This is a genomic window from Mesorhizobium sp. M0040, assembly GCF_040323505.1.
In the GTDB taxonomy this organism is placed as follows: Bacteria; Pseudomonadota; Alphaproteobacteria; order Rhizobiales; family Rhizobiaceae; genus Mesorhizobium.
In genome coordinates this window covers 1-26,505 of sequence record NZ_JAMYVA010000033.1, presented here as the reverse complement: position 1 = coordinate 26,505, position 26,505 = coordinate 1, and the positions used below count along the sequence as shown (strand labels likewise).

Below are 26,505 nucleotides of genomic sequence, written 5' to 3'. Positions count from 1 at the left end.
CCAGACGGTCGTCGCCAATCGGTTGTCGTTGAGAGCCATGAGCAAAACCGCCAGCCGTTTCGCCTTCGTCTCATCCGGTACAGCCGACGCCAATGCAGCGCTGGAAAGCCTCTCTGCACGTTACGGCCAGGCATCCGTCGAAGAAGCCGGGATCGTCGTGGCGCTCGGCGGCGACGGCTTTCTGCTGCAGACCCTGCGTGAGACGATGAGCACGGGAAAGAAGGTCTACGGCATGAACCGTGGCACCATCGGTTTCCTGATGAACGAATACCGCGCCAGCGGCTTGACCGGGCGCATCGCGGCGGCCGTTGCCGAAACGATCCGTCCGCTGGAGATGCAGGCGGTGACGGCCGAAGGCGAGACGATTTCGGCGCTCGCGATCAATGAGGTCGCGCTTTGGCGCCAGTCGTACCAGACGGCCAAGATCCGCATCACCGTGGATGGGCAGGAGCGGCTGGAGGAATTGCATTGCGACGGCGTGATGATCGCGACGCCGGCCGGCTCGACCGCGTATAATCTGTCGGCGCACGGGCCGATCCTGCCGCTCGACGCTCCGCTGCTGGCGCTGACCCCGGTCAGCCCGTTTCGTCCGCGCCGCTGGCGCGGCGCGCTGCTCTCCAACAAGGCGATCGTGCGTTTCGACATTCTGGAGCCGGAAAAGCGGCCGGTGAATGCCGCCGCCGACCACACCGAGGTCAAGGCGGTGACGACGGTCACGGTGAGGGAATCGCCGACGGCAACGGCGACGCTGCTGTTCGATCCCAACCATTCGTGGAACGAGCGCATTCTCGCCGAACAGTTCAGGTATTGAGCCGGCGCAGCGTCCACTGCGCAAATTAAGCATCGCGATTAAGGTTACGACTTCACAATCGCGCCAATGCCGCCCGTTTGTGTTGACAAATCGTGGGCTTGCGCCTACCTGCAATACCAATCTTGCAGGCGCGCGGCGCTTGCCGCGACTGCATATGTTGCGCCCCCGAACCAGCCAAAGACAGCCAAACTTGTCCTCAGACACCCAGATCGCTCAAGAAGCGTTGACCTTTGCAGACCTCGGTCTGTCGCCGAAGGTCCTTTCCGCAGTTACCGATGCCGGCTACACCGAGCCGACGCCGATCCAGGCTGGCGCCATCCCTCACGCCTTGCTCGGCAAGGACGTGCTGGGCATAGCCCAGACCGGCACCGGCAAGACGGCGTCCTTCGTCCTGCCGATGCTCACCCGGCTGGAAAAGGGCCGCGCCCGCGCCCGCATGCCGCGCACGCTGATCCTCGAGCCGACGCGCGAGCTCGCCGCGCAGGTCGAGGAAAACTTCGTCAAATACGGCAAGAACCACAAGCTCAACATCGCACTGCTGATCGGCGGCGTGTCCTTCGACGAGCAGGACAAGAAGCTCGAGCGCGGCGCCGATGTGCTGATCGCGACCCCCGGCCGCCTGCTCGACCATCGCGAGCGCGGCAAGCTCCTGCTCAACGGCGTCGAGATCCTCGTCATCGACGAGGCCGACCGCATGCTCGACATGGGCTTCATCCCCGACATCGAACGTATCTGCGAGATGATCCCGTTCACTAGGCAGACGCTGTTCTTCTCGGCGACGATGCCGCCGGAAATCACCAAGCTCACCGAGAAGTTCCTGCACGCGCCGGTGCGCGTCGAAGTGTCGAAGGCTGCATCGGCCGCCACCAACATCATCCAGCGGCTGGTGAAATCCGGGCCAAAGCCCTGGGACAAGCGCGAGACGCTGCGCAATCTGATGAAAGCCGAGGATGCCGAGCTGAAGAATGCCATCATCTTCTGCAACCGCAAGATCGAGGTATCGGAGCTGTTCCGCTCGCTGCTGAAATATGATTTCGACGCCGGCGCTCTGCACGGCGACATGGACCAGCGCGCGCGCATGCAGATGCTGGCCAATTTCCGTGACGGCAAGCTGCGCTACCTCGTTGCTTCGGATGTCGCGGCGCGCGGCCTCGACATTCCTGATGTCAGCCATGTCTTCAATTACGACGTGCCGATCCACGCGGAGGATTACGTCCACCGCATCGGCCGTACCGGCCGCGCCGGGCGCTCGGGCAAATCCTTCACCATCGCGACCAAGTCGGACACCAAATACATCGACGCCATCGAGCGGCTGATCGGCACGAAGATCGAGTGGCATGACGGCGATTTGTCGACGGTCGTTGCCAGCGAAGGCGGCGAGGATGAGGCCCCGCGCCGTGGCCGCGGTGCGCCACGCCGTGCCGGCCGCAAGGACGACGCCAAGGACAGGGGCGAGCGCAAACCGCGTGAACGCCACGTCAAGCGCAGCGAAGAAGCAGCGCCGGAAGCGGTTAGCGAGGAACAGCCGGTCGTGGCCGAAGCCGCGGTCGCCGGCATCGGCGAGCGGCGTACCCGCAAGGACGCGATCCGGTCGGAAAACAGCGAACGCCAAGCTTCACCTGAACGGAAGGCTTCGCCGGATCGCAACGAACGGCGCGCGCCGGAACGGGGCGACACCAGGCCGCAGCGCGAGCGCCCTGCCCGCCAGCGCCAGGAAGACAATGACGCGACCGTCGGCTTCGGCGACGACATGCCGGCCTTCATGCGGATCGTCGCCAAGGTCTGATGCTGCAGCGCTTGTGCGTCCTGCGGACGCGCGAAGCACCGAAACCTGCATAAGACAGCCTCGCTTCGCGCTGAGATGGGGTTAGTCCGGCAGGCCCGCCTTGCGAAGGCCTTCGATATATCTGCTGCGATCGTCCGGTCGATAAAACGGCGGCAGCACCTCGGCGAGATTCGAAAGCCGCAGCGAGGGATCGAACTCGCAAAGCCGGGCCATCATTTGCTGCGCTTCCGTTAGGCGCCCCGCAAGGGCATGACCGGCCGCCACTACACGCATCGCGCTCACGTAGTTCGGCTGGTGCCGCAGCGACTTTCCCGCCCAAGCGACGGCGTCATCGTAGTGGCCTGCACAAAAATGAGCGAGCCCGGTGTTGAACTGCCAAGCGAACAGGCGTGGATCCAGCGGGCTCAGACGCATGGCGCCCGCAGCGTGCTCGATGGCCTTGCCTGGCTCGCCCAAGCAAGCCCTCACCCAGCTGCTGACGCCCAAAGCAGCGGCCAAGTTCGGGTTGAGAGCGAGCGCGCGATCGATGCAAGCCGCACTATCATCAAGGTCGCCGCCTACGTAGCCGAGGACGTATCCACCGTAGGAAAGCGCAATTGCATCGTCCCTTCCGAGTTCGACCGCTCTCCTGGCCAGTCGAGTAGCTTCGGCAATCTCTTCTGCACGGTCGACCATCCAGCCGTTGCTTTTTCGGGTAGCATAGCACCGCGCCGCCCGCGCATGGGCTATCGCGAACTCCGGGTCACGGTCGATCGCCTTCATGAAGAGGCGCAAGGCGTCGTCAATGGCCGATCTACTAGTGATCGTTCGGTCAAAGGCCGCCAGCCCGCGGAGATAGTAGTCATAAGCATCGAGGCTTTCTGTCGGTTTGCGTTTGGCACGCTCGATCTCAGCCTCCTCCATTTTCGGTGTGATTGCGCCGACGATGCTCGAGGCGACCTGGTCCTGCAGATTGAAAACTTCGGCGAGCGTTCCATCAAAACGGTCGGCCCAGAGATAGGCCCCCGTCGAGGTGTCGATGAGCTGCCCGGCGATGCGCAGGCGGTCGCCCGCCCGGCGAACACTTCCCTCGACCACATAGCGCACGCCCAGCTCACGCCCGACCTGCTTTATATCTATGGACCGTCCCCTGTAGGTGAAGCTCGAATTCCGTGCGACCACGAACAGGTGACGAAAGTGAGCCAAGGCGGTGACAATGTCTTCCACCATGCCGTCGGCGAAATATTCCTGCTCCACATCACCGCTTAGATTCTGAAACGGCAGCACCGCAATCGACGGCTGGTCGTCGCGCCTCGTCGGGACCGCCAGAACCTGCGCCAGTGATGCGGCGCCAGAGCTTGGCTCCGGCCGCTGACGTTCAGTTCTTTCACGGGACTGCAGGGAAGCCGCAAGTGAGCTTGTCTGCTCCTCTGGGTCCGCATTCAGATGTTTTTTTAAAGCTGCCCGACACAGCTCGAACTGGCGCAAAGCGGCGTTTTCGTGGCCCCGATGAGCGTGGATGCGGATAAGCGCCCGATGGGCTGCCTCCGCCGTCGGATCCGAGGCGAGCAATCTCTCCGCGAGCCCTTCGCAGGCCGTCTCTTCCGCTGAGCCGGGTGCGGGCAGCGCCAGGCTCAGCCGATCGACCAACTGCAGCGCCTTGCGCTGATACTTGCTCAGAAAGGGTCCAAACCACTCGTCCAGTTCGTCAGGAATCGTTTGCCCGGCAAGCAGCTCACCGCGATAGAGATCGGCGGCGAAGGCGAGATCGGTGGTTCGGCCCTCCTCTAATTTCCGGTCGAAGATCGAGATGTCCGCCTCATCCGGTCCGGCAATCAGCGCAACGGTTTCCTGATCCCCATCGATGTAGACGGTGGCATCCAAGCTGGCCGGGAACGTGCGCCTGATGTCGACCAGCGCTTGCCGCAGACTATTGCGGGCCTGCCCATTGCTTCGCCCCGGCCAAAAGACTTCGGAAAGCTGCTCGCGACGATGGCCGCGGCGGCCTGCGAGAACCAGAGCAGCAAAAAGAAGCGAAGTCTTGCGTGTGGCGAACCGGACAGGCCGATGCTCCGGGGAAGTAACCTCCAGGCCACCAAGCAACCGGATGCGCACAAATCGTCTCCAGACTTTGACCGCAGCGACAGAATAGCATCTCGGTAGATTGATTTAACACCGATTTAACGGCGGATCGTCGGACTTCTCCCAGTTGTTCACGCACAGCCGAACAGCCCGAAAACGCCTGCGTGGCACGCTCCCACCCACAAACTGGAAATGGGAGACCAAAACAATGGCTCACACGGAACCTCGCGCCGCCCGCAGCATGTCCAACCGCTTGCTTGCGTCTAGCCTGAAAGGCGCAGCAATGATGATCGCTGCCTTCACGGGATGGCGGCGGACCGTCGCGAGACGCAGGGCACTGGCAGATCTGACGACCGAACAGCTGAAGGACATCGGTCATTCGGAGGTCCATCAACCCGCACTCGATGCCGCCACGGCTGTTCTAATCACGAACTTAATGTCGATGAGGTAAGATCGGCGTTGAGTTTGGTCTAGGCCCTAAAGATTCCTGAGTTCCAGGCGAGACGCCAACAGATCCAGAAAAGCGCGAACTTTGGCTGAGGACGACCTGCCTTCCGGCCACACGGCGTGTATCGGCACCGGCACCGGCTCGAATTCGGTTAGAACCAGTTCCAGGCGGCCATCGTCCACCAGGTGTTTTACCTGCCAAAGCGGCGAGTAGCCCAGACCCAATCCGTGAACCGCGGCCGCATAGATGGATATCATCAAATTCGACCGGAAAGTGCCCGCAACCTTCACCGGCCGGGGCTTGCCTTCAATCTGAAACATCCATTCGCCCGGGCGGCCGTCGACGGTTCGCACGATGCATTCATGCTCACGCAATTCGAGCGGATGGGCCGGTCGGCCGTGTTGCTGGAAGTAGGCAGGTGCGCCGAACACCACGCGTCGCAGCGCGCCCAGGGGCTTCGCACGTAAATTGGAATCCGGCAAATTGCCGATCCGGACAGCCAAATCGAGGCCCTCGGCATCAAGATCGACAAATTCATCGGAAAGCTGGAGGTCAACCTCAACCCGGGGATATGTCCGCATATAGTCGGCGATAACCGGCACGAGGAAGTCCGGGCCGAACAGAACTGGGGCACTCACACGCAGGATGCCCGATGGCTCCGACCGTCGATTGGCCGCCTGAAGCCTGGCTTCGTTAATTTCCTCGACGGCGGGTTTGATGCGCTGGAAAAAGGCCGCTCCGGCTTCGCTCGGCGTCGAGCGGCGTGTCGTCCTGTGCAGAAGCTCGACCCCGATCGATTCCTCCAATGTCGCCAAGGACCGGCTGACCGACTGCAGCGAGCGGTTCAGCCGGCGTGCGGCAGCCGTCAGACTGCCATGCTCGACAATGGCAATGAAGGCTTCGAAATCATCTATCCGGCTCATCGCCTATTTCTCCCGAAAACCGGGAGAAACTATGGCAAAATCGATGAATTGTAACGCAGTTCGCTAGATTTTATCTTCCCTGCACAGGCCGAAAGGCAGACTCGAGGGAAGGAGATTGTCATGCGAACACCCAGTCCAACGGTCCTGGTAGTAGGTGCCACAGGCCGCGTTGCCGGTTTGGTGGTGCCTGAACTCGTCGGCCGCAATACCAGGATTCGGGCGCTTGTTCGTGACGCCGCGAGTGCCGAAAAAGCCCGAAAAGCCGGCGCATCCGAGATCGCGATCGGAGATCTGCGCAACCATCAGAGCCTTGAGCAGGCCGTGAAAGGTGTCGACGGTGTCTTTCACATCGGACCGGCCTTTGCTCCCGACGAAGCCGCCATGGGAGTTGCCATGGTTGAGGCGGCGGCGCGAGCAGGCGTTCGAAAGTTCGTCTTTTCGTCGGTGATCCAGCCGACCAATACGAGGCTGGAAAACCATGCAAGCAAGGTACCCGTCGAAGCTGCCCTCTATTCGACGAACATGGAGTACACCATTCTGCACCCGGCCAATTTCATGCAAAATATCGCGGCGGCCTGGCCGTCTGTCGTCGAGCACGGCGTTTTCGCCGAGCCGTTTCCAAGGACGGCGAAGCTCGCCCGCGTCGACTATCGCGATGTGGCTGAAGTGGCGGCAATCGCACTGACCGAAGCGCGTTTGTCCTATGCGACCCTCGAGCTGTGCGCCGACGGTATGCACAGCCGCGAAGAGGTCGTCGCCATGATGAGCGAAGCGCTTGGCCGGCCGGTTTCGGCCGGCGAGCCGACATTTCAGGACTGGGCGGCGAAGGCCCGCCTTCCCTATACTGACCGGCAGTTGCAGATGCTGGCCAAAGTACACAGCCACTACGCCAAATACGGCCTCGGCGGGAACAGCCAGGCGTTGCGCGCCGCCCTTGGCCGCGAGCCGCGTTCGCTGCAAAGCTTCATTCGGGAATTGGCGCTGCAGGCGGCATATGCCGCCTGATCGTCCTCACAGTAACGCTGACGCACATTTTTTCTGATTGGGAGATTTCGATGCAAGCATCACCGGATCGAGCCTTCAAGTTGAGAAAGCTGCCGCCCTCCTACGGCGCGGTGGTGATGCCGTTGGTTCTTTCGATTCTGATGTCCTCGATTGTCTCGGCGGTTTCGACGGCAGTCGGCGCAGGCTGGACGAACGGGTTCATAGCGGCCTGGAGCTATGCGTGGGGCGCTTCATGGCTTGTTGCGTTTCCCAGCCTGCTGATTGTGCTTCCGATCGTGCGCCGGATCGTTGCCGCAATTGTCGATCAGCCGGCCCGGTCCTGATATCGCGAACGAAGGGCGCCGGCGGCCGGTGGTCCGGCATAACCATTGGAGCGGCCCCGGACGGGGCCGCTCTCGGTTCATGTGCTTGCCTCAGGTGAGCGGCGACAGCTGGATCTCGACGCGGCGGTTCTGAGCCCGGCCGGCAGCCGTCGCATTGGAGGCGATCGGACGCGTCTTGCCGAAGCCGGTGACGGCGAAGCGGCGGGAATCGACGCCCTGCCCGGACAGATAGTTGGCGACCGCCAGGGCGCGGCGCTGCGACAGGTCGAAATTGTGCTCGTCGCCGCCGGTCGAGTCGGTGTGGCCGAACACGTCGACCGTGGTCTGGCGGAACTTTTTCAGCACAAGGGCCACTGAATTCAGCACCGGATAGAAACCGGCCTTCACCGCGTCCTGGTCGACGTTGAAGGTGATGTCGGACGGCATATTGAGGATGATCTGGTCGCCGGTGCGGGTGACGCTGACGCCGGTGCCCTGAAGCTGTCGGCGCAGTTCGGCCTCATTCTGGTCCATGGTGGCACCAATGGCACCGCCGGCAAGCGCGCCGATGCCCGCGCCGATCAGCGCATTGCGGCGGTCGTTACCGCCGGCAAGCATGCCGAGCCCGGCACCCGCCAAAGCACCGAGACCGGCGCCGGCAGCGGTGTTGGAAACCTTCTGTTCCCCGGTGTAGGGATCGGTGGTGCATGCGCTCACGAGCACAGCCGTCGCCACGACGGCGAGCACAATCTTTTTCATATGGTGGTCCCTCTCCATTCCACGGCCGCGCAACGGCGCACCGCATCAGCCCTTCCAGCGACTTGTACCATGAAATGCGGCGAAAAACGGACCAGCAAAAGCCGTTGCCGCGGCTTTCCCCGGCTCAATTCCACACGCCTGCAGCGGCTCGCGCGACCACCCCAATTCGACCGGCTACCAGAGATTCTTGCCGTCGATGACCACCACTTCGACCTTGTCGAGATCGAAATCGTCGAACAGCCGCGAGTTCACGCTGATCTTCGGATTGTCGAAATTCGGCTCGCCTGTCGACCAGTCCGGCGTCTCGGTGAAGGTGCCACAGCCGCAGGTGGCGCAAAAACCGTGTTTTATGGTTTTCGATCCCCACTGGTAGAACGAAACATTCTCCGGCGGGCTGGTGAGTCTGAATTGCGATGGGGTGTAATAGGCCCACAACGAACCGCGTTTCGAACAGAAGGAACAGGTGCATCGCGTCACTGTCTGCGGCGCTTGCGAAACCTCGAACGTCGTCGCCTTGCAGTGGCAGCTTGCCTTGATGGTCATGAATTGGTCCCTCACAATGCCGCCGCCCCGTACGGCAAAGGCAGCATAAAGAAACGCTCCTGACAACTGCCGGTCAGCAGGCTTGTGAGCCTGCGATGCACAGATCGAAGGCCCATCGATCCAAAACCGCTGCACACGCTCGGGTCAGCCCGTGGGCAAGCTTTTGGGCGTCATGCGCTAGTAGGACGATGGGGGCACGAACAGGCAGATGGTCTTTCCGTCATTGGCACCGGCAACGGAGCACCAATGATATTCGCCGTCGGGCGAATTCTTGATCCGCTTGTCGCTATAGGCCACGACCTCCCCGGTTCCTTTGATGACATAGCCCTCGGGACGTTCGCTGATCGATGTCTGAGAGACCTCGCGGCAATCATAGCCCGAGCAGCAGGAGAACGGATAGCTCCAGCCTTGCGGCATGGCCGCGGTCGGCTTGGCATCATGCGCCAGAGCAGGCGCCGCAAATGGAATGGCGGCAGCAATCAAAACCACTGCCGCGACAAGTGAATTCAGGAGTCGGCGCGCCGTGCGGGCGACTGGGGCCGGTCTGGTTGTGAGAGCAGGCATGAGCGCAGTTCCTATCAACGGTTGTCAAGCATTTCGCTTGCCCGTTCCCGGAACGTGTCTTCCCAGTGGCCGGATCGTCAGGTCGCAGATACGCCGCGTCCGGCCATAAATGCTTTTTTCCTCCCCAGCGCATGAATGCTGGGCTGATTCCTTGGTTGGCGCAAGGAATTGCTGTCGCAATCGAACGCCGACCTCTGCAGCCGGAACCAACCTGCCGTCCTGATTGACGAAACCTGGTCAACCCCGGCAGCGGGATCGCCAATAACGGGATTTGGCTCGCGCTGGTTCCAGGCTTGGCACCGGCAGGCCCGAGGCATCCGCGTCAAAAGCCGAAATCGATTTTGAAAAACTCTACGAAAAACAAAGTTGTAGAACGACAGGTAGGTGCAAATTGAGAGCTCGTCACTCTCGCACGATGGCCGTAACTCTCGCGTGATGAACCCACATTCCTGCCGGGTTGGTGCCGGCAGCCTCAGTCGATATCGGCCACCGTTTCGCCGGCGCCACCCTCGATCCGCTGCGACAGCGAGGCCTCCATGAAATCGTCGAGGTCGCCGTCGAGCACGCTCGACGGGCTGGTGCTCTCGACACCGGTGCGCAGATCTTTCACCAGCTGATAGGGCTGCAGCACGTAGGACCGTATCTGGTGGCCCCAGCCGATATCGCTCTTCGACGCTTCCGTGGCGTTCGCCACCGCTTCGCGCTTCTTCAGCTCTTCCTCGTAAAGCCGCGAGCGCAGCATTTCCCAGGCCTTGGCCTTGTTCTTGTGCTGGGAGCGCTCGGCCTGGCAGGCAACCGCGATGCCGGTGGCGAGATGGGTTATGCGCACGGCCGAATCGGTGGTGTTGACGTGCTGGCCGCCCGATCCCGACGACCGATACGTGTCGATACGGACGTCGGATTCGGAAACGTCGATGTCGATCGTATCGTCGATGACGGGATAGACCCAGACGCTGGCGAAGGAGGTGTGGCGGCGCGCATTGCTGTCATACGGCGAAATGCGCACGAGACGATGCACGCCGGATTCCGTCTTCAGCCAGCCGTAGGCGTTGTGGCCCTTGATCAGCAGCGTGGCGGACTTGATGCCGGCTTCTTCACCGTCATGCACTTCCAGCACCTCGACCTTGAAGCGGCGGCGCTCGGCCCAGCGCGTATACATGCGCAGAAGCATCGAGGCCCAGTCCTGGCTTTCGGTGCCGCCGGCGCCGGCATGGACTTCCAGATAGCTATCGTTGGCGTCAGCCTCGCCCGACAGCAGCGTTTCGATCTGGCGCGCCTTGGCCTCGCCGCGCATCGAGCGGATCGCCGCCTCGGCCTCCGCAACGACGCCCTCGTCGCCCTCTTCCTCGCCAAGCTCGATCAGGCCGATATTGTCTTCCAGGGCCTGGGTGAGGCCTTTGACCGCGGCAATACCTTCCTCGAGGCCCTGACGCTCGCGCATCAGCTTTTGCGCTTCCAACGGCTCGTTCCAGAGGCTCGAATCCTCGGCACGGACATTCAGGTACTCAAGCCGCTTTATGGCTTGGTCCCAGTCAAAGATGCCTCCTCAGCAGGGTGATCGCCTGCCTGATCTCGTCGACAATATTTTGCGTTTCCGCGCGCATGGCTGGCTGTTCTGTCCTGTTGCTGGATGGCGGTTTGGTGGCGCGATACATAGGGACGGCACGGTCTCCTGTAAAGCGCCGGCCCCTGTAATGTACCGGCCCCTGTAAAGCGGAATGGACCGGCTCGACCATGATCGTCAAGCCGGCTCGACCCGATGTAGCGACTGTCAGTAGAGCCCGCCGCCGCCCGACTGGATGGCCTGGTTGGCCTGCGGCGACAGCGCCCCGCCGGTGGCGTTGGAGCCGTCCGCACCCATGCCGATCACCCAGTAGCTGTCGGCGGGACCGGTACCCGGTTTGAAGGCTTCGATGATGGTTCCGGCGTCGCCCGCGTTGGCCCGCATGCCGGTCTTGCGATTGATCGCAATCAGCTTCATGCCTTCCGGAACCTTGAAGTCGACATTGGGCGTGCCATCCAGCGCCACGCGCATGAAATCCTTGAAGATCGGCGCGGCAAGGCCGCCGCCGGTCGCGCCCTTGCCAAGACCTTTCGGCTGATCGTAGCCCATATAGAGGCCGACAACGAGGTTCGGCGTATAGCCGATGAACCAGGCATCCTTTTCGTCGTTGGTCGTTCCGGTCTTGCCGGCGATGTGACGGCCAAGCTCGTTGATGGTGGCGCCGGTACCGCGTTGCACGACGCCCTCCATCATCGATGTGATCTGGTAGGCGGTCATCGGATCGAGCACCTGCTCGGAGTTGTCGACCAGCTCCGGCTCTGGCTGGTCCTGCCACTCGGCGGCATTGCAGTTTGAGCAGCCGCGTTCGTCCTGCCTAAAGACGGTCTTGCCGTAGCGATCCTGGATGCGGTCGATCAGCGATGGCTTGATCGACTTGCCGCCATTGGCCATGATCGAATAGGCCGACACCATGCGCATCACCGTCGTCTCGCCGGATCCCAGCGCCATCGGCAGATACGGCGCCAGGTGGTCGTAGACGCCGAAACGCTCGGCATATTCCACGACCAGCTTCATGCCCATGTCGTTGGCAAGCCGCACCGTCATCAGGTTGCGCGATTTCTCGATGCCGGAGCGCAACGTCGCCGGGCCGGCCACCGTTCCGTCGTAGTTCTTGGGCGTCCAGGTCGTGTTGCCGCTCTGGATGGTGATCGGCCCGTCCATGATCACCGACGCGGGCGTATAGCCATTGTCGAGGGCGGCCGAATAGACGATCGGTTTGAACGACGATCCCGGCTGGCGCATGGCCTGCGTCGCCCGGTTGAACTCCGACTGCGCGTAGGAGAAACCGCCGACCATGGCCAGGACGCGTCCGGTATGCGGGTCCATGGCGATCAGGCCGCCTTCCACTTCGGGAACCTGGCGCAAGCTGTAGCTGTTGTCCGAGCCGTCGTTCTTCTGCACGAAAATCACGTCGCCCGGCTTCAGCACGTCGGCGGGCGACTTCGCCTTGACGGTCCTGCCGTCGACCACGTGGCGCATGGCGAAGCTCATGTCTTCCTTGCTGACGGTGCCTTCGACGCGGTCCTTGACGATTTCGCCGGAGATCTGGCGCGTCGGCTGCAAGCCGATGGACAGGCCGGTGGCCGAGCTGTCGAGCACGACGGCGAGCGACCATTCCGGCACGTCCTCCAACCGCTTGACGTTGCCCAGCGGCACACCCCAGTCGCCGGAAACGTCGATGCTCGTGACCGGCCCGCGGTAGCCGCGCAGCGTGTCGAACTTCATAAGTCCGTTCTGCATGGCCTTGCGGGCAATCAGCTGCATCTTCGGATCGAGCGTCGTGCGGACGGAAAGGCCGCCCTCGTAGAGCGCATTCTCGCCATAGCGCGCGATGATCTGGCGACGCACTTCCTCGGTGAAATACTCCCCGGCGAAGAGATAGTTGCCGGTGCGGCGCGGCGTGACGCCGAGCGGCTCGGCCTTGGCCTTCTCGCCTTCCTCATGCGTGACGTAACCGTTCTCGACCATCTGGTCGATCACCCAGTTGCGGCGCTCCAAGGCGCGATCGGCATGCTTGAAGGGATGATAGTTGTTCGGCCCCTTTGGCAGCGAGGCGAGATAGGCGGCTTCGGCCACGGTGAGCTCGTTCACCGATTTGTCGAAATAGGTTAGCGCAGCACCGGCGACGCCATAGGCGCCGAAGCCGAAGAAAATCTCGTTGAGATAGAGCTCGAGAATGCGATCCTTCGAGTAGGCCTGCTCGATGCGGAAGGCGAGGATCATCTCCTTGATCTTGCGCTCGTAGGTCTGGTCTGAAGACAACAGGAAGTTCTTCGCCACCTGCTGGGTGATGGTCGAGGCGCCGACCTGGCGCTTTCCCGAGCCAACATTCTGCAGGTTGACGACAATGGCCCGGCCAAGGCCGGTCACGTCGATGCCGGGGTGATTGTAGAAGTTCTTGTCCTCGGCCGACAGGAAGGCCGCCTTGACACGGTCCGGGATCGCCTGAATCGGCAGATAAAGCCGCCGCTCACGCGCATATTCGGCCATCAGCGCGCCATCCGACGCGTGGATGCGGGTCGTCACCGGCGGCTCGTATTTGGCCAGCACCTCGTAATCGGGCAGGTCCTTCGACAAATGGCCGATATAGATCGCCACGCCCGCCGCGACCAAAAGGGCCAGCGTCGTGCCGATGCCGAAGAAATAGCCAATGAGACGAATCATACCCGCTCCAGTCCTTGGTTCGGGAATTTCCTAAACGAAGCCGCCCTTCACGCAAGCTTTCGGGACGATCCCAAACCGTAATCGCAAAATCCATGTCGCGACCATGTGGGCAAAATACGGCAGCGCGGGATTTCGGTTTCGAATGCCGGAAATAAAAGCACAGGGTGTTGTCGCCGTGCAACGCTGCTTCAGGTTGTGGGCGCCGGCGGACATTTCAGCCTCCGGCCCCCGTTCCGCTCTTGGCCGAAGCAAACAGGGCAACGGCGTTGGTTATGCTCTGGGTCGCCTTGTTGCGCCAATCGGCGCTGAGCAATTGCGCTTCGTCCTTGGCGTTCGACAGATAGCCGAGTTCGACCAGCACGGATGGAACGTCCGGCGCTTTCAGCACCTTGAAGCCGGCAGAACGCTGCGGGTTGTTGATCAGACCGACGCTGGTGGAAAGCTGTCCGACGAGAGTATGGGCGAAGCTCATCGAAAAATTATGCGTCTCGCGGCGGATCAGGTCGATCAGGATATCGGTCACTTCCTTGCTGTCGTCCTTGATCTCCATGCCGGCGAACTGGTCGGAAAGATTTTCACGGTCGGCAAGCGCCTGCGCCTCGGGATCGGAAGCCTTGTCGGACACGGTGTAGACCGTTGCGCCGCGAATGCCCTTGAGGCTGATCGTGTCGGCATGGATCGAGATGAGCAGGTCGGCCTCATGCTGGCGGGCAATGCGCACGCGGTCGTCGAGCCGCAGGAACATGTCGGTCTCACGTGTCAGGAACACGTCGTATTTGCCGCCGGCGGCGAGCTTGTCGCGCAGTTCCATTGCGAAGGCGAGCGTCACGTTCTTCTCGACCGTCCCGTTCAGGCCCTCGGCGCCGCCGTCGATGCCGCCATGGCCGGGATCGATGACGACGGTGAAACGATGGCCCGGATTGGAGACCGGCCCGGTACCGACCCTGCCGGCCTTGTCGGCGGAGACCGTCGAGCCGGTGGTCAGCGCCTGATTGGCGAGCGCTGCGTCGAATTCCCGCTGCGAGGCCGCCGACATGTCGATGGCGATGCGGTAGCCGTTGCCGTCATCGTTCTTGAGCACGTCGAGATTGTCGACGGCGAACGGTCCCTTGCCGGTGAGAATCAGCCGCGATTTCCCCTCGCCGAGTCCGCCGTAACGCACGGCGCGGACAAGCCCGCGCGGCTTCATATCCTTGGCATTGAGGGCGAATCTCGTGGCCGGGAGATCGATGACCAGGCGATTGGGGCCGCGCAGCAGGAACCATTTGATGTCGGGCTCGCGATCGAAATTGATGACGATGCGCATCTTGGTGGCATCGCCGGCCATCTTGTAGCTTATGGCGCCGAGCGGTACGTCGGCAGCACGCGAAAGCGGCGAAAAGACCAAGCAAGCCAGGATCAGCGGCAGCAGGCAGGCGGTGCGGAAGAACCAGCCTCCATGATGACGGCCCTTGTCTGCGAAGCCTGCCAGTCCCATCTTTCTACCAATCGCTCCCGTTGGCGTCATGCCCGATCGCTTGTCGAAGTGCCCTATTGCTTGTCAAAGTGCTGGCAGGCCGCGAACTCGATTAACGATTGGTATCCAGAGAAGGTTAACCAAGCCTTTTCATGGAAGGCTTGGGACCGGGGCTTCCGCTGCGGAACGGCTTTTTGCCGGCATCGGGAATCGGGGTTGCCTTCCAACCCGCCAAATCATAAAAGCGATGGTGGATCACTGCAATCCTGGAACCGTCCTCCTCCGCAGCTTCCTGCTACAGGTCAGACGCAAGACGGCTCCTTTCGCTTCAGGCGAAGAAGGCATCGGTGATCGCGACGATTTTCGCAGGCGTGCTCCCGTGGCGGGGGAATCGCCTGCGTGAGCAAAACGGCCGGGATTGTCCCGTGCCGGCTCTGTATGAGCAAACAAGCTGGTCCGGTTTTTCCCGGGCTTTGGTTCAAAAGGTTCTGCTGGTGACGATGGCTTCAAGCGCAATCATGGAAAGGTCCGCAACAAACCGCGCCACTACGGCTGCGGGCGGCACCGCCATGGCGCTCAGGCAGCGGCCGGCGGACGTTCAATTGTCCGGCACCCATGTTCCAGGTCCACGGCAGCGGGCAGTGTCCTGCAAGCTGCGGCCGACGGCTGCCGGGAGGAAACGAAATAATGCCCAACAAAATGCTGATAGACGCCTCCCACCCGGAGGAAACACGCGTTGTCGTCGTTCGCGGTAACCGTATTGAAGAATTCGACTTTGAATCCCAGGACAAGAAGCAGCTCAAAGGAAACATCTATCTCGCCCGCGTAACGCGCGTCGAACCTTCCCTCCAGGCAGCCTTTGTCGAATATGGCGGCAACCGTCACGGTTTCCTCGCCTTCAGTGAAATACATCCCGACTACTACCAGATTCCGGTCGCCGACCGTCAGGCGCTGCTGCGTGCGGAAGCCCAGGAAGCCCAGGACGAAGAGGACGAGGAAGCCGCCGAAGGCGAGGACCGCCAGAGCCGCGACCGTGGCAAGCGCGGACGCCGGCGCGGCGGCAAGAGCCGCGACCGCGGCGAGCACAGGCGCGAGGCAGGCGCGGCCGACGGTGAGAATGGCGAGAACGGCGAAGATGCCGTCGCAGAAAAGCTGGATGCCGTTGCCGACAACACCACGTCCGACACTGCCGGACAGAGCGAGGATGCCGCTGGACAGAGTGAAGAAGTCGCCGATAGCGGCGAGACCGAGCCGTCCGAAGGCGGATCGAGTTCCATCGCTGCCAGCGTCGATGCCGACGTAATCTCCGAAGCCGTCCCACAAGTCGAGACAAGCGGGGCCGAGACAAGCGGCGAAGCGACGTCCGAAGACAATGATCGCGGCATGCTGGAGGAGGTGCAATCCTCGCATCCGGACGATCACGAGATCGAATCGGTCGGCGCCGAGGACGCGCTGGAAGAAGTGCGCAACCGCCGCAAGCCGGTGCGCCGCCAGTACAAGATCCAGGAAGTGATCAAGCGCCGGCAGATCCTGCTGGTACAGGTCGTCAAGGAAGAGCGCGGCAACAAGGGTGCAGCGCTGACCACCTACCTGTCACTGGCCGGCCGCTATTCGGTGCTGATGCCGAACACGGCGCGCGGCGGCGGGATTTCGCGCAAGATCACCAATGCGCAGGACCGCAAGCGGCTGAAGGAAGTGGTCGCCGATCTCGAAGTGCCGCAAGGCATGGGTGTCATCCTGCGTACGGCAGGCGAAAGCCGCACCAAGGCAGAGATCAAGCGCGACTACGAATATTTGATGCGGCTTTGGGAAAATGTCCGCAATCTGACGCTTCAATCGACGGCCCCTGCCCTGGTCTATGAGGAAGGCAGCCTGATCAAGCGCTCGGTGCGCGACCTTTACAACAAGGATATCGACGAGATCCTGGTTTCCGGCGAAGAAGGCTACCGCGAGGCCAAGGACTTCATGCGCATGCTGATGCCGAGCCACGCCAAGGTGGTTCAGCCGTTCCGCGACACGACGCCGATCTTTGTGCGCAACGGCATCGAAGCGCAGCTCGACCGCATGCTGCAGCCGCAGGTGACGCTGAAGAGCGGCGGCTACATCATCATCAACCAGACGGAAGCGCTGGTCGCCATCGACGTCAATTCGGGCCGTTCCACCAAGGAGCACTCGATCGAGGACACCGCACTTCACACCAATCTGGAAGCCGCCGAGGAAGTCGCCCGGCAATTGAGGCTGCGCGATCTCGCCGGCCTCATCGTCATCGACTTCATCGATATGGAGGAGAACCGCAACAACCGCTCCGTCGAGAAGCGGCTGAAGGATCACCTCAAGAACGATCGTGCCCGCATCCAGGTCGGCCGCATCTCGCATTTCGGCCTGATGGAGATGTCGCGCCAGCGCATCCGTGCCAGCGTGCTGGAATCGACCATGAAGCCTTGCCCGCATTGCGGCGGCACCGGCCATGTGCGCTCCGATTCGTCGGTCGCGCTGATGGTGGTGCGGGCAATCGAGGAATTCCTGCTCAAGGATTCGCGCAGCCACATCACGGTGCGGACGCCGGCGGCGACCGCGCTCTATGTGCTCAATCACAAGCGCGGCACGCTGGTGGAATTCGAGCACCGCTTCGGCATGACCATCACCATCGAAGCCGATGACGCGGTCGGTGCACAACACTATGCCATCTTCCGCGGCGCGCTGGCCGAAAAGCCGGAAGGCTTTGTCGAGGCGCGCACGTTCCCGGCCTATGTCGAGCCGGAAGAACCCGAGGACGAGATCGTCATCGAAGAGGAAGACGAGGCACCGGTGCAGGCCGAGCAGCCACGCCCTGCCCAGCAGCCGCAGCAGCCAAGGTCCGGCGAGGACGGCGAAGGCCGCGATCGCAAGCGCCGCAAGCGCCGCAGACGGCGCGGCGGCAAGGATCGTGAACACGGGGAACGTGAACACGGCGATCGCGAGCATGGCGCTCGCGAGCATGGCGCTGCTGTGGAAGGTGCTTCCGTTTCGGCGCCGATAGACGATGCCTTCGTAGCCGCCGGCGATCAAGGCGCCGAAGCGGAACGTGAAACGCCGGCAGGTGTTGTGGCCGAAACGGCGGAAGCGGCGGACGACGGTCACGGCAAGAAGCGCCGGCGCGGCAAGCGCGGCGGCAAGCGCAATCGCCGTGAGGACGGCGAGGACGGCTTGGAAGCTGCCCCCGGCGAGCCAGCCGCCATGACGGAAGGTGCCGTGTCGGAAGCAGAGCCCGTAACCGGCGAGCCGGAAGGTGCGCCGCCGGCCGAAGAGCTTGCGGTGCTCGCTCCGGCGAATGACGACATGCCGAGCGCCGAAAAGCCGAAGAAGCCGCGCCGTGCCGCCAAGCCGAAGAAGGTTGCGGCGGATGCAGTTGCCGAGATTGCGGGCGCCGAGACATCGGCTGCCGAGGCCGCCTCAGTGGCTTCCGGCGAGACCCCCACGCCGGTTCCGCAGGAGACCGAAGCGGCGGCTGCCGAGGAAACGCCGAAGGTCCGGCCGTCGCGGCGCAAGCCGGTACCGGTGGATGCTCCGGTCGTGCCGGTCGTCTCCTCGATCATCCCCGACGAGGCAAAGACCGAGGAAGCAAAGGCCGAGGACAAGCCGAAGCGTGCCGGCTGGTGGCAACGGAAGGGCTTTTTCTAAGCCTTTCCGTGCATTAGCCAGACTTTCTGATTAAAAAAATCCCGCGCTGCCGATCGGCTGCGCGGGATTTTTTGTCCCAATTCCAGGCGACAGGCACCAGAGCGGAATGCATTCAAATTGAATGGGGCATTCCGCTCTAACTGTTTGTTTTGCCGCATTTGTGCGGACGCCAAATGATTCCATTTGGCTGCAAAATGCTTATGGTGCGAAGATCGACCAGTTCATCGTCTTCGCCAGTTTTTCCAGCGCGATCGAGCCCAGCCTGGAATTGCCGTTGGCATTAAGGCCAGGCGACCAGACGGCAAGCGAGGCGACGCCCGGCACGATCCCCAATATGCCGCCGCCAACGCCGCTCTTGCCGGGAATGCCGACGCGGAAAGCGAAGTCGCCGGAGCCGTCATAGTGGCCGCAGGTCAGCATCATCGCGCCGATGCGGCGGGCGCGCTCTGCCGAGACGACGGAATGCCCGGTCGCCGGGTTCTTGCCGCCATTGGCAAGGAAGCGGCCAGCCAGGGCCAGTTGCCGGCAGCTCATGGCGATAGCGCAATGGTGGAAGTAAACGCCCAGCGCCAGTTCCGGCGCGTGATTGAGATTACCGAACGATTTCATGTAATTGGCAAGTGCGAAATTGCGAAAGCCGGTGGCGCGTTCGGACGCCGCGACCTCGCGGTCGATGATGATCGTGTCGTCATCGGCCAGGAACTGGATGAAGCGCAGGATCTCGCCGATCGCCTCGCGCGGCTGATGGCCGGCAAGCAGGATGTCCGAGACCACGATGGCGCCGGCATTGATGAATGGATTGCGCGGAATGCCGTTCTCGTGCTCGAGCTGGACGATCGAGTTGAACGGATTGCCCGAAGGTTCGCGCCCAACCCGCTGCCACAGCGCGTCGCCGACATTGCCGAGCGCCAGCGTCAGCGTGAACACCTTTGAGATGCTCTGGATCGAAAACGCCTCGTCGGCATCGCCTGCGGTCAGCATGCGGCCGTCATTGGTCACCGCGGCAATGCCAAATTTTTTCGGATCGATCTTGCCGAGCTGGGGGATATAGCTGGCGACGTCGCCGCGATCGGTACGCTCCGCCATTTCGGCAGCGACCTCGCGCAACGCATGTTCGAGTTGGGGCGCCTGTTCAAGCTCCGGCATCGTCGCCCCGCTACTTCAGCCAGCGTTCGATACGCGCCATCGCCTCGACCATGTCGTCGTGGCTGCCGGCATAGGAAAAGCGCATCGTGCGATGGCCTTGCAGCGGGTCGAAATCGCGGCCCGGCGTCGCAGCCACATGCGCCTCGGCAAGCATCCGGCGCGCAAACGCCATGCTGTCATTGGTGTGCCTGGTGACGTCGCAGAAGGCGTAGAACGCGCCGTCCATGGGCGCGGCCAAAGCAAAGCCGAGCTCCGGCAGGCGTTGCATCAGGAGCTCGCGGTTCCAGGCATAGCGCGCCTTCACCGCTTCCAGCTCTGGCGTCGCCTTGAATGCCTCGATCGCGGCAATCTGGGACAGTTCGGGCGGCGAGATGTAGAGGCTCTGGGCGATGCGCTCGACTGGCCGCACCAGTTCCTGCGGCAGCACCATCCAGCCGATGCGCCAGCCGGTCATGCAATAATATTTCGAGAAGGAATTGATCACCGTCACATCCGCGCCGAAAGCAAGCGCCGTCGTGTCGGGCGCCGCATAGGCCAGCCGGTGATAGATTTCGTCCGAGATGACGGCGATGCCGAGCTCTTGCGCCGTCTCGACCAGCGCCTCGAGATCGCCGGCGGGAATGACCGCGCCGGTCGGGTTGGCCGGGCTGGCGAACAGCACGCCCTTCAGCGGTTTTTCGCGATGCGCGGCTTGCAGGTGCTCGGCATGCAGATAGGCGGCGCCGTCCAACTCGATCTCGGCGATGTCGATGCCGAGCGCGGCCATGATGTTGCGATAGGCAGGATAGCCGGGCGCAGCGATGGCGACGCGGTCGCCTGGATCGAACATTGCCAGGAAAGCGAGGTTGAAGGCAGCCGACGATCCGGTGGTGACGGCTATCCGCTCGGGCGAAACGTCAAGCCCGTAGTGCTCGCCATAATGCGCCGCGATCGCCTTGCGCAGGCCGGCGAGGCCCAGCGCGTCGGTATAGCCGATGCGGCCTGCTTTCAAGGCATTGGCCGCCGCTTCGCGAACCCCGGCCGGCGCCGGATCGGAAGGCTGGCCGACGGCCATGGAAACGACCGGCAGGCCCTTGGCTTTCAGCCGATTCGCCTCGGCCAGGATGTCCATGGCATGGAACGGTTCGACCGCGCCGCGGCGCGAAAGCGAAACAACCATTTTTCAATCCACCACACTTGTCCGCACGTGCCGGCCATGCTGGCCGCGCCGCACAAATGCCCGATTGGTGTGGGGATCACAAGTTCGGTAAGTTTAGGCTGCCGACTTTTCATCCTTCGCCCACTCGTCTACCAGTGGACCTGCCATGTTGAGCCGACCCAAATCGACGATCGCCAGGACAGCGCGCGCCCTCGCGACGCTTTCGCTTGGCGCGGTGGTCGCCATGGCCGGCTCGGTCAATGCCTTTGCGCAGAATGTGCCGGTTGTGCGCGATGCCGAGATCGAGGCGCTGGTGCGCGATTACGCGCGGCCGATCTTCAAGGCGGCGGGCTTGTCGGGCGACGCCATCAACATCGTGCTGGTCAACGACCAGAGCTTCAACGCCTTTGTTGCCGGCCGCCGCCTGTTCATCAACACCGGCGCGCTGATGACGGCCGAAACGCCCAACGAGATCATTGGCGTCATTGCCCACGAGGCCGGCCATATCGCCGGCGGACACCAGCAGAAATTGCGAGAACAGCTCGAGCGCGCCAAGACGATGGCGATCCTGGCGACGCTGCTTGGCGCCGGCGCCATGGTGGCCGGCGCCACCAGCAACAGCCGCGGTCTCGCCGGCGCCGGCATGGGCGTGGTGGCCGGCGGCGGCGAGATGGCGCAACGCAGTATCCTCGCTTATCAGCGCACCGAAGAGATGACCGCCGACCGTTCGGCGATCACCTATCTCAATGCAACCGGCCAGTCCGGCATGGGCATGCTGAAGACGTTTGGCCGCTTCCAGAACGCATTGTCGCTCTCGGGCGCGCAAGTCGATCCCTACAGGATCAGCCATCCGATGCCGCAGGAGCGTATCGCCAATCTCGAAGTGCTGGTGAAGCAGAGCCCTTACGTCGACAAGGTCGACCCGCCGGCACTGCAGCAGCGCCACGACATGATGCGCATCAAGATCGCCGCCTACATGCAGGGCCAGGCGGCGGCGTCGCGATTGATGCGCAAGAACCCCGGCAGCCTCGCCTCACGCTATGGCGACGCGCAGATGACCTATCTTTTCGGCAATCTGGCGTCGGCGCTCACCAAGACCAACGCGTTGATCAAGGAACAGCCGAAAAATCCCTATTTCCAGGAATTACGCGGCGACATCCTGATGAAGGCGAACCGGCCGAAGGATGCGGCGGACGGCTATGCCAAGTCGGTCAGCCTCGATCCGGCGCGATCGGGGCTGCTGCCGGTCTCTTACGGCCAGGCGCTGATGGCGATCGGCACGCAGGATTCGCTGAAGAAGGCAGTGGCGCAGATCAACACCGGCCTCGGACGGGATCGCGAAAACGCCGCCGGATACCGCTATCTGGCACAGGCTTACGGGGAACTCGGCAACATCCCGGCCGCCGAGCTTGCAACCGCCGAAGGGCATTTCTATTCCGGCGACTACAAGAATGCGAAGATATTCGCCATGCGGGCGCAGCAGAGCATGAAGCGGGGCGAGCCGGGCTGGCTTCGCGCGCAGGACATTATAAACTACGCACCATCAGGTAAGAAGAAGTGAACCTTTCGGACGCAGGCTGCGACACAGCCAAAGCGAGCGGACCGGAACACGGGCAAGAGGATCGAGGATCATGACCAAGGCAATTCTGCTGGGCACTACCGGAGTGGCAGCGGCTCTCGCCATGCTGGCGTTCGGCTTCGTCGCCGGCAATCCGCAGACGGCGAAGGCCGGCACGGCGCAGCTTGCCCAGACGGCGTCCTCGGGTACCAAGCTCGACCGCACCGAAGTCGAAGGCATCGTCCGCGACTATCTCCTGAAGAACCCGGAAGTGCTTCTGGAGGCACAGCAGGCACTCGAGGCCAAGCAGAAGGAAGAACAGCGCGTCGCCAGTCTCGGCGTCATCAAAGACGCCAAGGACCAGATCTTCAATTCCTCATTCGACGGTGTTGTCGGCAATCCGAACGGCAAGGTCACCATCGTCGAATTCTATGATTATAATTGCGGCTACTGCAAACGCGCCATCGACGACATGCGCGCGCTGACCAAGGCCGATCCGGACCTGCGCTTCGTACTCAAGGAGTTCCCGATCCTCGGCCCGGATTCGCAGAAGGCGAGCGTCGTGTCGATGGCCTTCCATTTGATGAAGCCGGAGAAATACGGCGAATTCCACAATGCGCTGCTCGGCGGCCAGGGGCGCGCCACCGAGGCGGCGGCAATCAAGGTGGCGCTGTCGCTCGGCGCCGACGAGGCGGCGCTGCGCGAAAAGATGAAGGACCCGAGCATCACCGAGGCCTTCTCCAAGACCTATGACCTCGCCACCAAGCTCGCCATCACCGGAACGCCGTCCTATGTCGTCGGCAACGAGGTGGTGTTCGGCGCGCTTGGCCAGGAAGTGCTGGCCGAAAAGATCGAGGCGGCGAAGGCCGCGCTCTGATCAGCATTCGGGTTTCGATTAGGCTGCGGGTTTCCGGCACCGGCCGTTTTTCCGGCTGTTGTGGACGGCGAAAGAACGCACTTGCGCTCTTTTCGCCAGCGTCTATGCCCATTATAGAGGGTCCGGCGCGCCGGCTTAGCCGCGCCGGGAAAGGTCGGCATATTTTGAAAACGGTTTTCGTCCTGAACGGCCCCAATCTCAACGCGCTCGGCAAGCGCGAGCCAGGCATCTATGGCGGCAAGACGCTTGCCGCGATCGCCGACGACTGCAAGCAGGCAGGTGCCGCACTTGGGCTGGAGATCGATTTCCGCCAGTCGAACCATGAGGGCGACCTCGTCGACTGGATCCAGGAGGCCGCCGACAAGGCCGCCGCGATCGTCATCAATCCGGGCGCCTACGGCCATACCTCGATCGCCATTCACGATGCCATCCGCGCTGTCGCGCCGCTGCCGGTCGCTGAGGTGCATCTCTCCAACATCCACGCGCGGGAACCATTCCGCCACGTCTCCATGGTCGCGCCGGTCGCCGTCGGCATGATCTGCGGGTTCGGGCCGCTCGGCTACACGCTGGCGCTGCAGGCGCTGGCTGCACGCCTATGACCGGCCAACAAACAGAAGGCTCGAAAATGTCGATAAAGAAGAACGGTGTTGACCAGCAGCTGATCCGCGATCTGGCGGGCATACTGAACGACACCAACCTGACCGAGATCGAGGTCGAGCTGGGCGATCTGAAGGTGCGCGTCTCGCGGCAGGCCCCGGCCGTCCATGCCGTCGCCACAGCTCAGCCGGCCTATGCCCCGGCAGCCGCGCAGCCTGCGGCAGCGGCCGCGCCGGCGACGCCCGACGTGTCGAAGAACGCCGTTGCCTCGCCGATGGTCGGCACCGCCTATCTGGCACCGTCGCCCGACGCCAGGCCGTTCATCGAAATCGGCCAGAAGGTCAAGGAAGGCCAGACGCTGCTGATCATCGAAGCAATGAAGACGATGAACCAGATCCCCTCGCCGCGCGCCGGCACGGTGACGGCGATCCTGTTTGAAGATGCGCAGCCGGTCGAATATGGTATGCCGCTCGTCGTGATCGAGTAGAGCCGGGAACAGGCGAAAGATGTTCCAGAAAATCCTCATCGCCAATCGCGGCGAAATCGCCCTCAGGGTGCTGCGCGCCTGCAAGGAGCTCGGCATCCAGACGGTGGTGGTGCATTCGACCGCCGACGCCGACGCCATGCATGTGCGTCTCGCCGACGAGAGCGTCTGCATCGGCCCGCCGCCGTCGCGCGACAGCTATCTCAACATCCACCAGATCGTCGCCGCCTGCGAGATCACCGGCGCCGACGCGGTGCATCCCGGCTACGGTTTTCTGTCGGAGAACGCCAAGTTCGCCGACATCCTCGCCGCGCACAACATCACCTTCATCGGCCCGACCGGCGACCATATCCGCATCATGGGTGACAAGATCGAGGCCAAGCGTACCGCAAAACGCCTCGGCATTCCCGTGGTGCCCGGCTCCGACGGCGCGGTCACCGAGGACAAGGAAGCCAAGCGCATTGCCGCCGCGATCGGCTACCCCGTAATCATCAAGGCGTCGGCCGGCGGCGGCGGGCGCGGCATGAAAGTGGCGCGTAGCGAGGCCGATCTCGAGGTGGCGCTGCAGACGGCACGCTCGGAGGCGGGTGCGGCCTTCGGCGACGACGCAGTCTATATCGAGAAATATCTGCAGAAGCCGCGCCATATCGAAGTGCAGGTGTTCGGCGACGGCGCCGGGCGCGGCGTGCATTTCGGCGAGCGCGACTGCTCGCTGCAGCGCCGCCACCAGAAGGTCTGGGAAGAAGCGCCCTCGCCGGCGCTCAATGCCGAGGAGCGCGCGCATATTGGCGGCGTCTGCGCCAGGGCGATCGCCGATCTCGGCTATTCCGGCGCCGGCACCATCGAATTCCTCTATGAGGACGGCGAGTTCTATTTCATCGAGATGAACACGCGCCTGCAGGTCGAACATCCGGTGACCGAGGCGATTACCGGCATCGACCTCGTGCACGAGCAGATCCGCGTCGCCTCGGGCGGCGGACTTTCGGTGCGCCAGGAGGACATCCGCTTCCACGGCCATGCCATCGAATGCCGCATCAATGCCGAGGATCCGCGCACCTTCACCCCCTCGCCGGGCACCATCACCCATTTCCACACGCCGGGCGGCCTCGGCATCCGTGTCGATTCCGGCGTCTATTCCGGCTACAAGATCCCGCCCTACTACGACAGCCTGATCGGCAAGCTGATCGTGCATGGCCGCAACCGCGTCGAATGCATGATGCGGCTGCGGCGCGCGCTCGACGAATTCGTCGTCGACGGCATCAAGACGACGCTGCCACTGTTTCGCGACCTCGTTGGCAACGCCGACATCGCTAATGGCGACTACGATATCCACTGGCTGGAAAAATACCTGGCCGAAGGCGAGTGACACAGGGGCGAAGCGATGACCCGTCCCTACGCACCCGGTTATCGCATCCCGACCGACCTTTTGCTTAAAGCCTATGCCTCCGGCGTCTTCCCGATGGCCGAAAGCGCCAATGACCCCGAAGTATTCTGGGTGCGACCGGAGACGCGCGGCATCATTCCGCTCGACGGGTTCCACATACCGAAAAGCCTGAGAAAGACGATCCGCAAGAACCTGTTCGAGTTCCGCATCGATTTCGACTTCGAGGCGACGATCGAGGCCTGCGCCGAAAGGCGCGAGGAACGGCGGTCGACCTGGATCAACGCACCGATCCGCGAAGCCTATATCGAGCTGCATCGGATGGGCCATTGCCATTCGGTCGAGGCCTGGCACAACGACCGATTGGTCGGGGGGCTCTACGGCGTATCGCTCGGCCGCGTGTTCTTCGGCGAGAGCATGTTCGCCAGGGAGACCGACGCGTCAAAGGCCTGCCTGGTTCACCTCGTCGAACGCCTGAAGGCGCGTGGCTTTGCACTGCTTGATACGCAGTTCACCACCGAGCATCTCAAACGCTTCGGTGCAATCGACGTGCCGCGCGGCAAGTACGAGAAGATGCTGGCCGAGGCGCTGAAGGGCGAGGCCGTGTTTTTTCCATAACCTGGAATGGTTCATCGTTTCACAGAAACGCAATTCCGGACGGAAAGCCGTTCACACTTTCCTGGAATTGCTTGTCTTATGACTTTCGCTGCCGAATGGGTCAGAAAGGAACGCTGAGAGAGGGTAGCCGCCCCCCCTCAGCGGCGAGGGTCGGATCGGT

The 26,505-nt window shown here is 62.6% G+C and carries 23 protein-coding genes; 12 read left to right on the top strand and 11 right to left on the bottom strand.

The genetic code is table 11. The features are described from left to right. The first annotated feature begins 37 nt into the window (after window positions 1-37). A complete protein-coding gene (locus NKJ91_RS23465) occupies window positions 38-811 on the top strand; it encodes an NAD kinase (protein WP_023679915.1) in 774 nt (257 codons plus the stop codon). Window positions 812-1,001: 190 nt separating this feature from the next. Beyond that, window positions 1,002-2,597 carry a DEAD/DEAH box helicase gene (locus NKJ91_RS23460; protein ID WP_352457456.1) on the top strand — a complete coding sequence of 532 codons (1,596 nt, stop codon included), beginning with the start codon at window positions 1,002-1,004 and terminating at the stop codon, window positions 2,595-2,597. 81 nt (window positions 2,598-2,678) lie between these two features. Here NKJ91_RS23460 and NKJ91_RS23455 read toward each other — a convergent pair whose 3' ends face one another. Next, window positions 2,679-4,691 (bottom strand): BTAD domain-containing putative transcriptional regulator, encoded by a 2,013-nt coding sequence (locus NKJ91_RS23455; RefSeq protein ID WP_352457455.1) that lies wholly within the window; start codon window positions 4,689-4,691, stop codon window positions 2,679-2,681. Between the two features lie 175 nt (window positions 4,692-4,866). Between NKJ91_RS23455 and NKJ91_RS23450 the strand changes: the two genes are divergently transcribed. Continuing rightward, entirely contained in the window at window positions 4,867-5,109 is a 243-nt protein-coding gene (locus tag NKJ91_RS23450) for a YjiS-like domain-containing protein (RefSeq protein WP_352457454.1), read from the top strand. 26 nt (window positions 5,110-5,135) lie between these two features. On the opposite strand, the gene NKJ91_RS23445 is transcribed toward NKJ91_RS23450, so the two are convergent. Then, window positions 5,136-6,029: a LysR family transcriptional regulator gene (locus NKJ91_RS23445; protein ID WP_352457453.1), complete on the bottom strand. Its 894-nt coding sequence runs from the start codon at window positions 6,027-6,029 to the stop codon at window positions 5,136-5,138. A gap of 120 nt (window positions 6,030-6,149) precedes the next feature. Here NKJ91_RS23445 and NKJ91_RS23440 point away from each other — a divergent pair, with 120 nt between their 5' ends. Both NKJ91_RS23440 and NKJ91_RS23435 read left to right on the top strand, forming a co-directional pair. Then, the gene (locus NKJ91_RS23440; RefSeq protein WP_352457452.1) at window positions 6,150-7,034 is read left to right on the top strand and encodes an NmrA/HSCARG family protein; all 885 of its coding nucleotides are present in this window, start codon (window positions 6,150-6,152) and stop codon (window positions 7,032-7,034) included. Between the two features lie 50 nt (window positions 7,035-7,084). After that, window positions 7,085-7,357, top strand: coding sequence for a DUF2798 domain-containing protein (locus tag NKJ91_RS23435; RefSeq protein ID WP_352457451.1), 273 nt, complete (start codon window positions 7,085-7,087; stop codon window positions 7,355-7,357). 90 nt (window positions 7,358-7,447) lie between these two features. On the opposite strand, the gene NKJ91_RS23430 is transcribed toward NKJ91_RS23435, so the two are convergent. The 7 genes from NKJ91_RS23430 to NKJ91_RS23400 form a co-directional block, all read right to left on the bottom strand. After that, window positions 7,448-8,095, bottom strand: a complete 648-nt coding sequence (locus NKJ91_RS23430; RefSeq protein ID WP_023679922.1) for a YiaD family glycine zipper/OmpA-like lipoprotein — start codon at window positions 8,093-8,095, stop codon at window positions 7,448-7,450. Between the two features lie 174 nt (window positions 8,096-8,269). Then, the gene (locus tag NKJ91_RS23425) at window positions 8,270-8,638 is read right to left on the bottom strand and encodes a GFA family protein (RefSeq protein ID WP_023679923.1); all 369 of its coding nucleotides are present in this window, start codon (window positions 8,636-8,638) and stop codon (window positions 8,270-8,272) included. Window positions 8,639-8,815: 177 nt separating this feature from the next. After that, a complete protein-coding gene (locus NKJ91_RS23420; protein WP_031212810.1) occupies window positions 8,816-9,202 on the bottom strand; it encodes a hypothetical protein in 387 nt (128 codons plus the stop codon). Between the two features lie 472 nt (window positions 9,203-9,674). Beyond that, a protein-coding gene (gene prfB, locus NKJ91_RS23415) for a peptide chain release factor 2 (RefSeq protein WP_156948021.1) occupies window positions 9,675-10,806 on the bottom strand; the annotation gives its coding sequence in 2 pieces (ribosomal slippage) (window positions 9,675-10,739 and window positions 10,741-10,806; 1,131 coding nt in all). A 167-nt stretch (window positions 10,807-10,973) separates the two neighbouring features. Then, window positions 10,974-13,430: a penicillin-binding protein 1A gene (locus tag NKJ91_RS23410; protein ID WP_352457450.1), complete on the bottom strand. Its 2,457-nt coding sequence runs from the start codon at window positions 13,428-13,430 to the stop codon at window positions 10,974-10,976. Between the two features lie 30 nt (window positions 13,431-13,460). Further along, a complete protein-coding gene (locus NKJ91_RS23405) occupies window positions 13,461-13,643 on the bottom strand; it encodes a hypothetical protein (RefSeq protein ID WP_352457449.1) in 183 nt (60 codons plus the stop codon). 1 nt (window position 13,644) lies between these two features. Next, window positions 13,645-14,907 carry an N-acetylmuramoyl-L-alanine amidase gene (locus NKJ91_RS23400; RefSeq protein ID WP_352457448.1) on the bottom strand — a complete coding sequence of 421 codons (1,263 nt, stop codon included), beginning with the start codon at window positions 14,905-14,907 and terminating at the stop codon, window positions 13,645-13,647. Between the two features lie 666 nt (window positions 14,908-15,573). On the opposite strand from NKJ91_RS23400, the gene NKJ91_RS23395 reads away from it, so the two are divergent. Continuing rightward, complete coding sequence (locus tag NKJ91_RS23395; protein WP_352457447.1) at window positions 15,574-18,546, top strand: Rne/Rng family ribonuclease; 2,973 nt, start codon at window positions 15,574-15,576, stop codon at window positions 18,544-18,546. Between the two features lie 198 nt (window positions 18,547-18,744). Here NKJ91_RS23395 and NKJ91_RS23390 read toward each other — a convergent pair whose 3' ends face one another. Together NKJ91_RS23390 and NKJ91_RS23385 are read right to left on the bottom strand one after the other, a co-directional pair. After that, entirely contained in the window at window positions 18,745-19,692 is a 948-nt protein-coding gene (locus NKJ91_RS23390; protein WP_352457446.1) for a glutaminase, read from the bottom strand. 10 nt (window positions 19,693-19,702) lie between these two features. After that, a complete protein-coding gene (locus NKJ91_RS23385; RefSeq protein WP_352457445.1) occupies window positions 19,703-20,851 on the bottom strand; it encodes a pyridoxal phosphate-dependent aminotransferase in 1,149 nt (382 codons plus the stop codon). A gap of 145 nt (window positions 20,852-20,996) precedes the next feature. Between NKJ91_RS23385 and NKJ91_RS23380 the strand changes: the two genes are divergently transcribed. The 6 genes from NKJ91_RS23380 (at window position 20,997) to aat (ending at window position 26,345) form a co-directional block, all read left to right on the top strand. Then, window positions 20,997-22,391, top strand: a complete 1,395-nt coding sequence (locus NKJ91_RS23380) for a M48 family metalloprotease (RefSeq protein WP_352457444.1) — start codon at window positions 20,997-20,999, stop codon at window positions 22,389-22,391. 70 nt (window positions 22,392-22,461) lie between these two features. After that, window positions 22,462-23,265, top strand: a complete 804-nt coding sequence (locus tag NKJ91_RS23375) for a DsbA family protein (protein WP_023674825.1) — start codon at window positions 22,462-22,464, stop codon at window positions 23,263-23,265. 164 nt (window positions 23,266-23,429) lie between these two features. Further along, window positions 23,430-23,864 carry a type II 3-dehydroquinate dehydratase gene (gene aroQ, locus NKJ91_RS23370; RefSeq protein ID WP_031211260.1) on the top strand — a complete coding sequence of 145 codons (435 nt, stop codon included), beginning with the start codon at window positions 23,430-23,432 and terminating at the stop codon, window positions 23,862-23,864. A gap of 26 nt (window positions 23,865-23,890) precedes the next feature. Continuing rightward, window positions 23,891-24,349 carry an acetyl-CoA carboxylase biotin carboxyl carrier protein gene (accB, locus tag NKJ91_RS23365; protein WP_023674823.1) on the top strand — a complete coding sequence of 153 codons (459 nt, stop codon included), beginning with the start codon at window positions 23,891-23,893 and terminating at the stop codon, window positions 24,347-24,349. Window positions 24,350-24,368: 19 nt separating this feature from the next. Then, window positions 24,369-25,712 carry an acetyl-CoA carboxylase biotin carboxylase subunit gene (accC, locus tag NKJ91_RS23360; RefSeq protein ID WP_023674822.1) on the top strand — a complete coding sequence of 448 codons (1,344 nt, stop codon included), beginning with the start codon at window positions 24,369-24,371 and terminating at the stop codon, window positions 25,710-25,712. 15 nt (window positions 25,713-25,727) lie between these two features. Then, window positions 25,728-26,345, top strand: a complete 618-nt coding sequence (gene aat / locus NKJ91_RS23355; RefSeq protein WP_023674821.1) for a leucyl/phenylalanyl-tRNA--protein transferase — start codon at window positions 25,728-25,730, stop codon at window positions 26,343-26,345. Window positions 26,346-26,505: the final 160 nt, after the last annotated feature.

Bases quoted from the DNA above. Each gene is read 5' to 3' on its own strand.
- NKJ91_RS23465 (WP_023679915.1), top strand. From the start codon at position 38: ATGAGCAAAACCGCCAGCCGTTTCGCCTTCGTCTCATCCGGTACAGCC.
- NKJ91_RS23450 (WP_352457454.1), top strand. From the start codon at position 4,867: ATGGCTCACACGGAACCTCGCGCCGCCCGCAGCATGTCCAACCGCTTG.
- NKJ91_RS23445 (WP_352457453.1), bottom strand. From the start codon at position 6,029: ATGAGCCGGATAGATGATTTCGAAGCCTTCATTGCCATTGTCGAGCAT.
- NKJ91_RS23440 (WP_352457452.1), top strand. From the start codon at position 6,150: ATGCGAACACCCAGTCCAACGGTCCTGGTAGTAGGTGCCACAGGCCGC.
- NKJ91_RS23435 (WP_352457451.1), top strand. From the start codon at position 7,085: ATGCAAGCATCACCGGATCGAGCCTTCAAGTTGAGAAAGCTGCCGCCC.
- NKJ91_RS23430 (WP_023679922.1), bottom strand. From the start codon at position 8,095: ATGAAAAAGATTGTGCTCGCCGTCGTGGCGACGGCTGTGCTCGTGAGC.
- NKJ91_RS23425 (WP_023679923.1), bottom strand. From the start codon at position 8,638: ATGACCATCAAGGCAAGCTGCCACTGCAAGGCGACGACGTTCGAGGTT.
- NKJ91_RS23420 (WP_031212810.1), bottom strand. From the start codon at position 9,202: ATGCCTGCTCTCACAACCAGACCGGCCCCAGTCGCCCGCACGGCGCGC.
- NKJ91_RS23410 (WP_352457450.1), bottom strand. From the start codon at position 13,430: ATGATTCGTCTCATTGGCTATTTCTTCGGCATCGGCACGACGCTGGCC.
- NKJ91_RS23405 (WP_352457449.1), bottom strand. From the start codon at position 13,643: ATGTCCGCCGGCGCCCACAACCTGAAGCAGCGTTGCACGGCGACAACA.
- NKJ91_RS23400 (WP_352457448.1), bottom strand. From the start codon at position 14,907: ATGGGACTGGCAGGCTTCGCAGACAAGGGCCGTCATCATGGAGGCTGG.
- NKJ91_RS23395 (WP_352457447.1), top strand. From the start codon at position 15,574: ATGCCCAACAAAATGCTGATAGACGCCTCCCACCCGGAGGAAACACGC.
- NKJ91_RS23390 (WP_352457446.1), bottom strand. From the start codon at position 19,692: ATGCCGGAGCTTGAACAGGCGCCCCAACTCGAACATGCGTTGCGCGAG.
- NKJ91_RS23385 (WP_352457445.1), bottom strand. From the start codon at position 20,851: ATGGTTGTTTCGCTTTCGCGCCGCGGCGCGGTCGAACCGTTCCATGCC.
- NKJ91_RS23380 (WP_352457444.1), top strand. From the start codon at position 20,997: ATGTTGAGCCGACCCAAATCGACGATCGCCAGGACAGCGCGCGCCCTC.
- NKJ91_RS23375 (WP_023674825.1), top strand. From the start codon at position 22,462: ATGACCAAGGCAATTCTGCTGGGCACTACCGGAGTGGCAGCGGCTCTC.
- accB (WP_023674823.1), top strand. From the start codon at position 23,891: ATGTCGATAAAGAAGAACGGTGTTGACCAGCAGCTGATCCGCGATCTG.
- accC (WP_023674822.1), top strand. From the start codon at position 24,369: ATGTTCCAGAAAATCCTCATCGCCAATCGCGGCGAAATCGCCCTCAGG.
- aat (WP_023674821.1), top strand. From the start codon at position 25,728: ATGACCCGTCCCTACGCACCCGGTTATCGCATCCCGACCGACCTTTTG.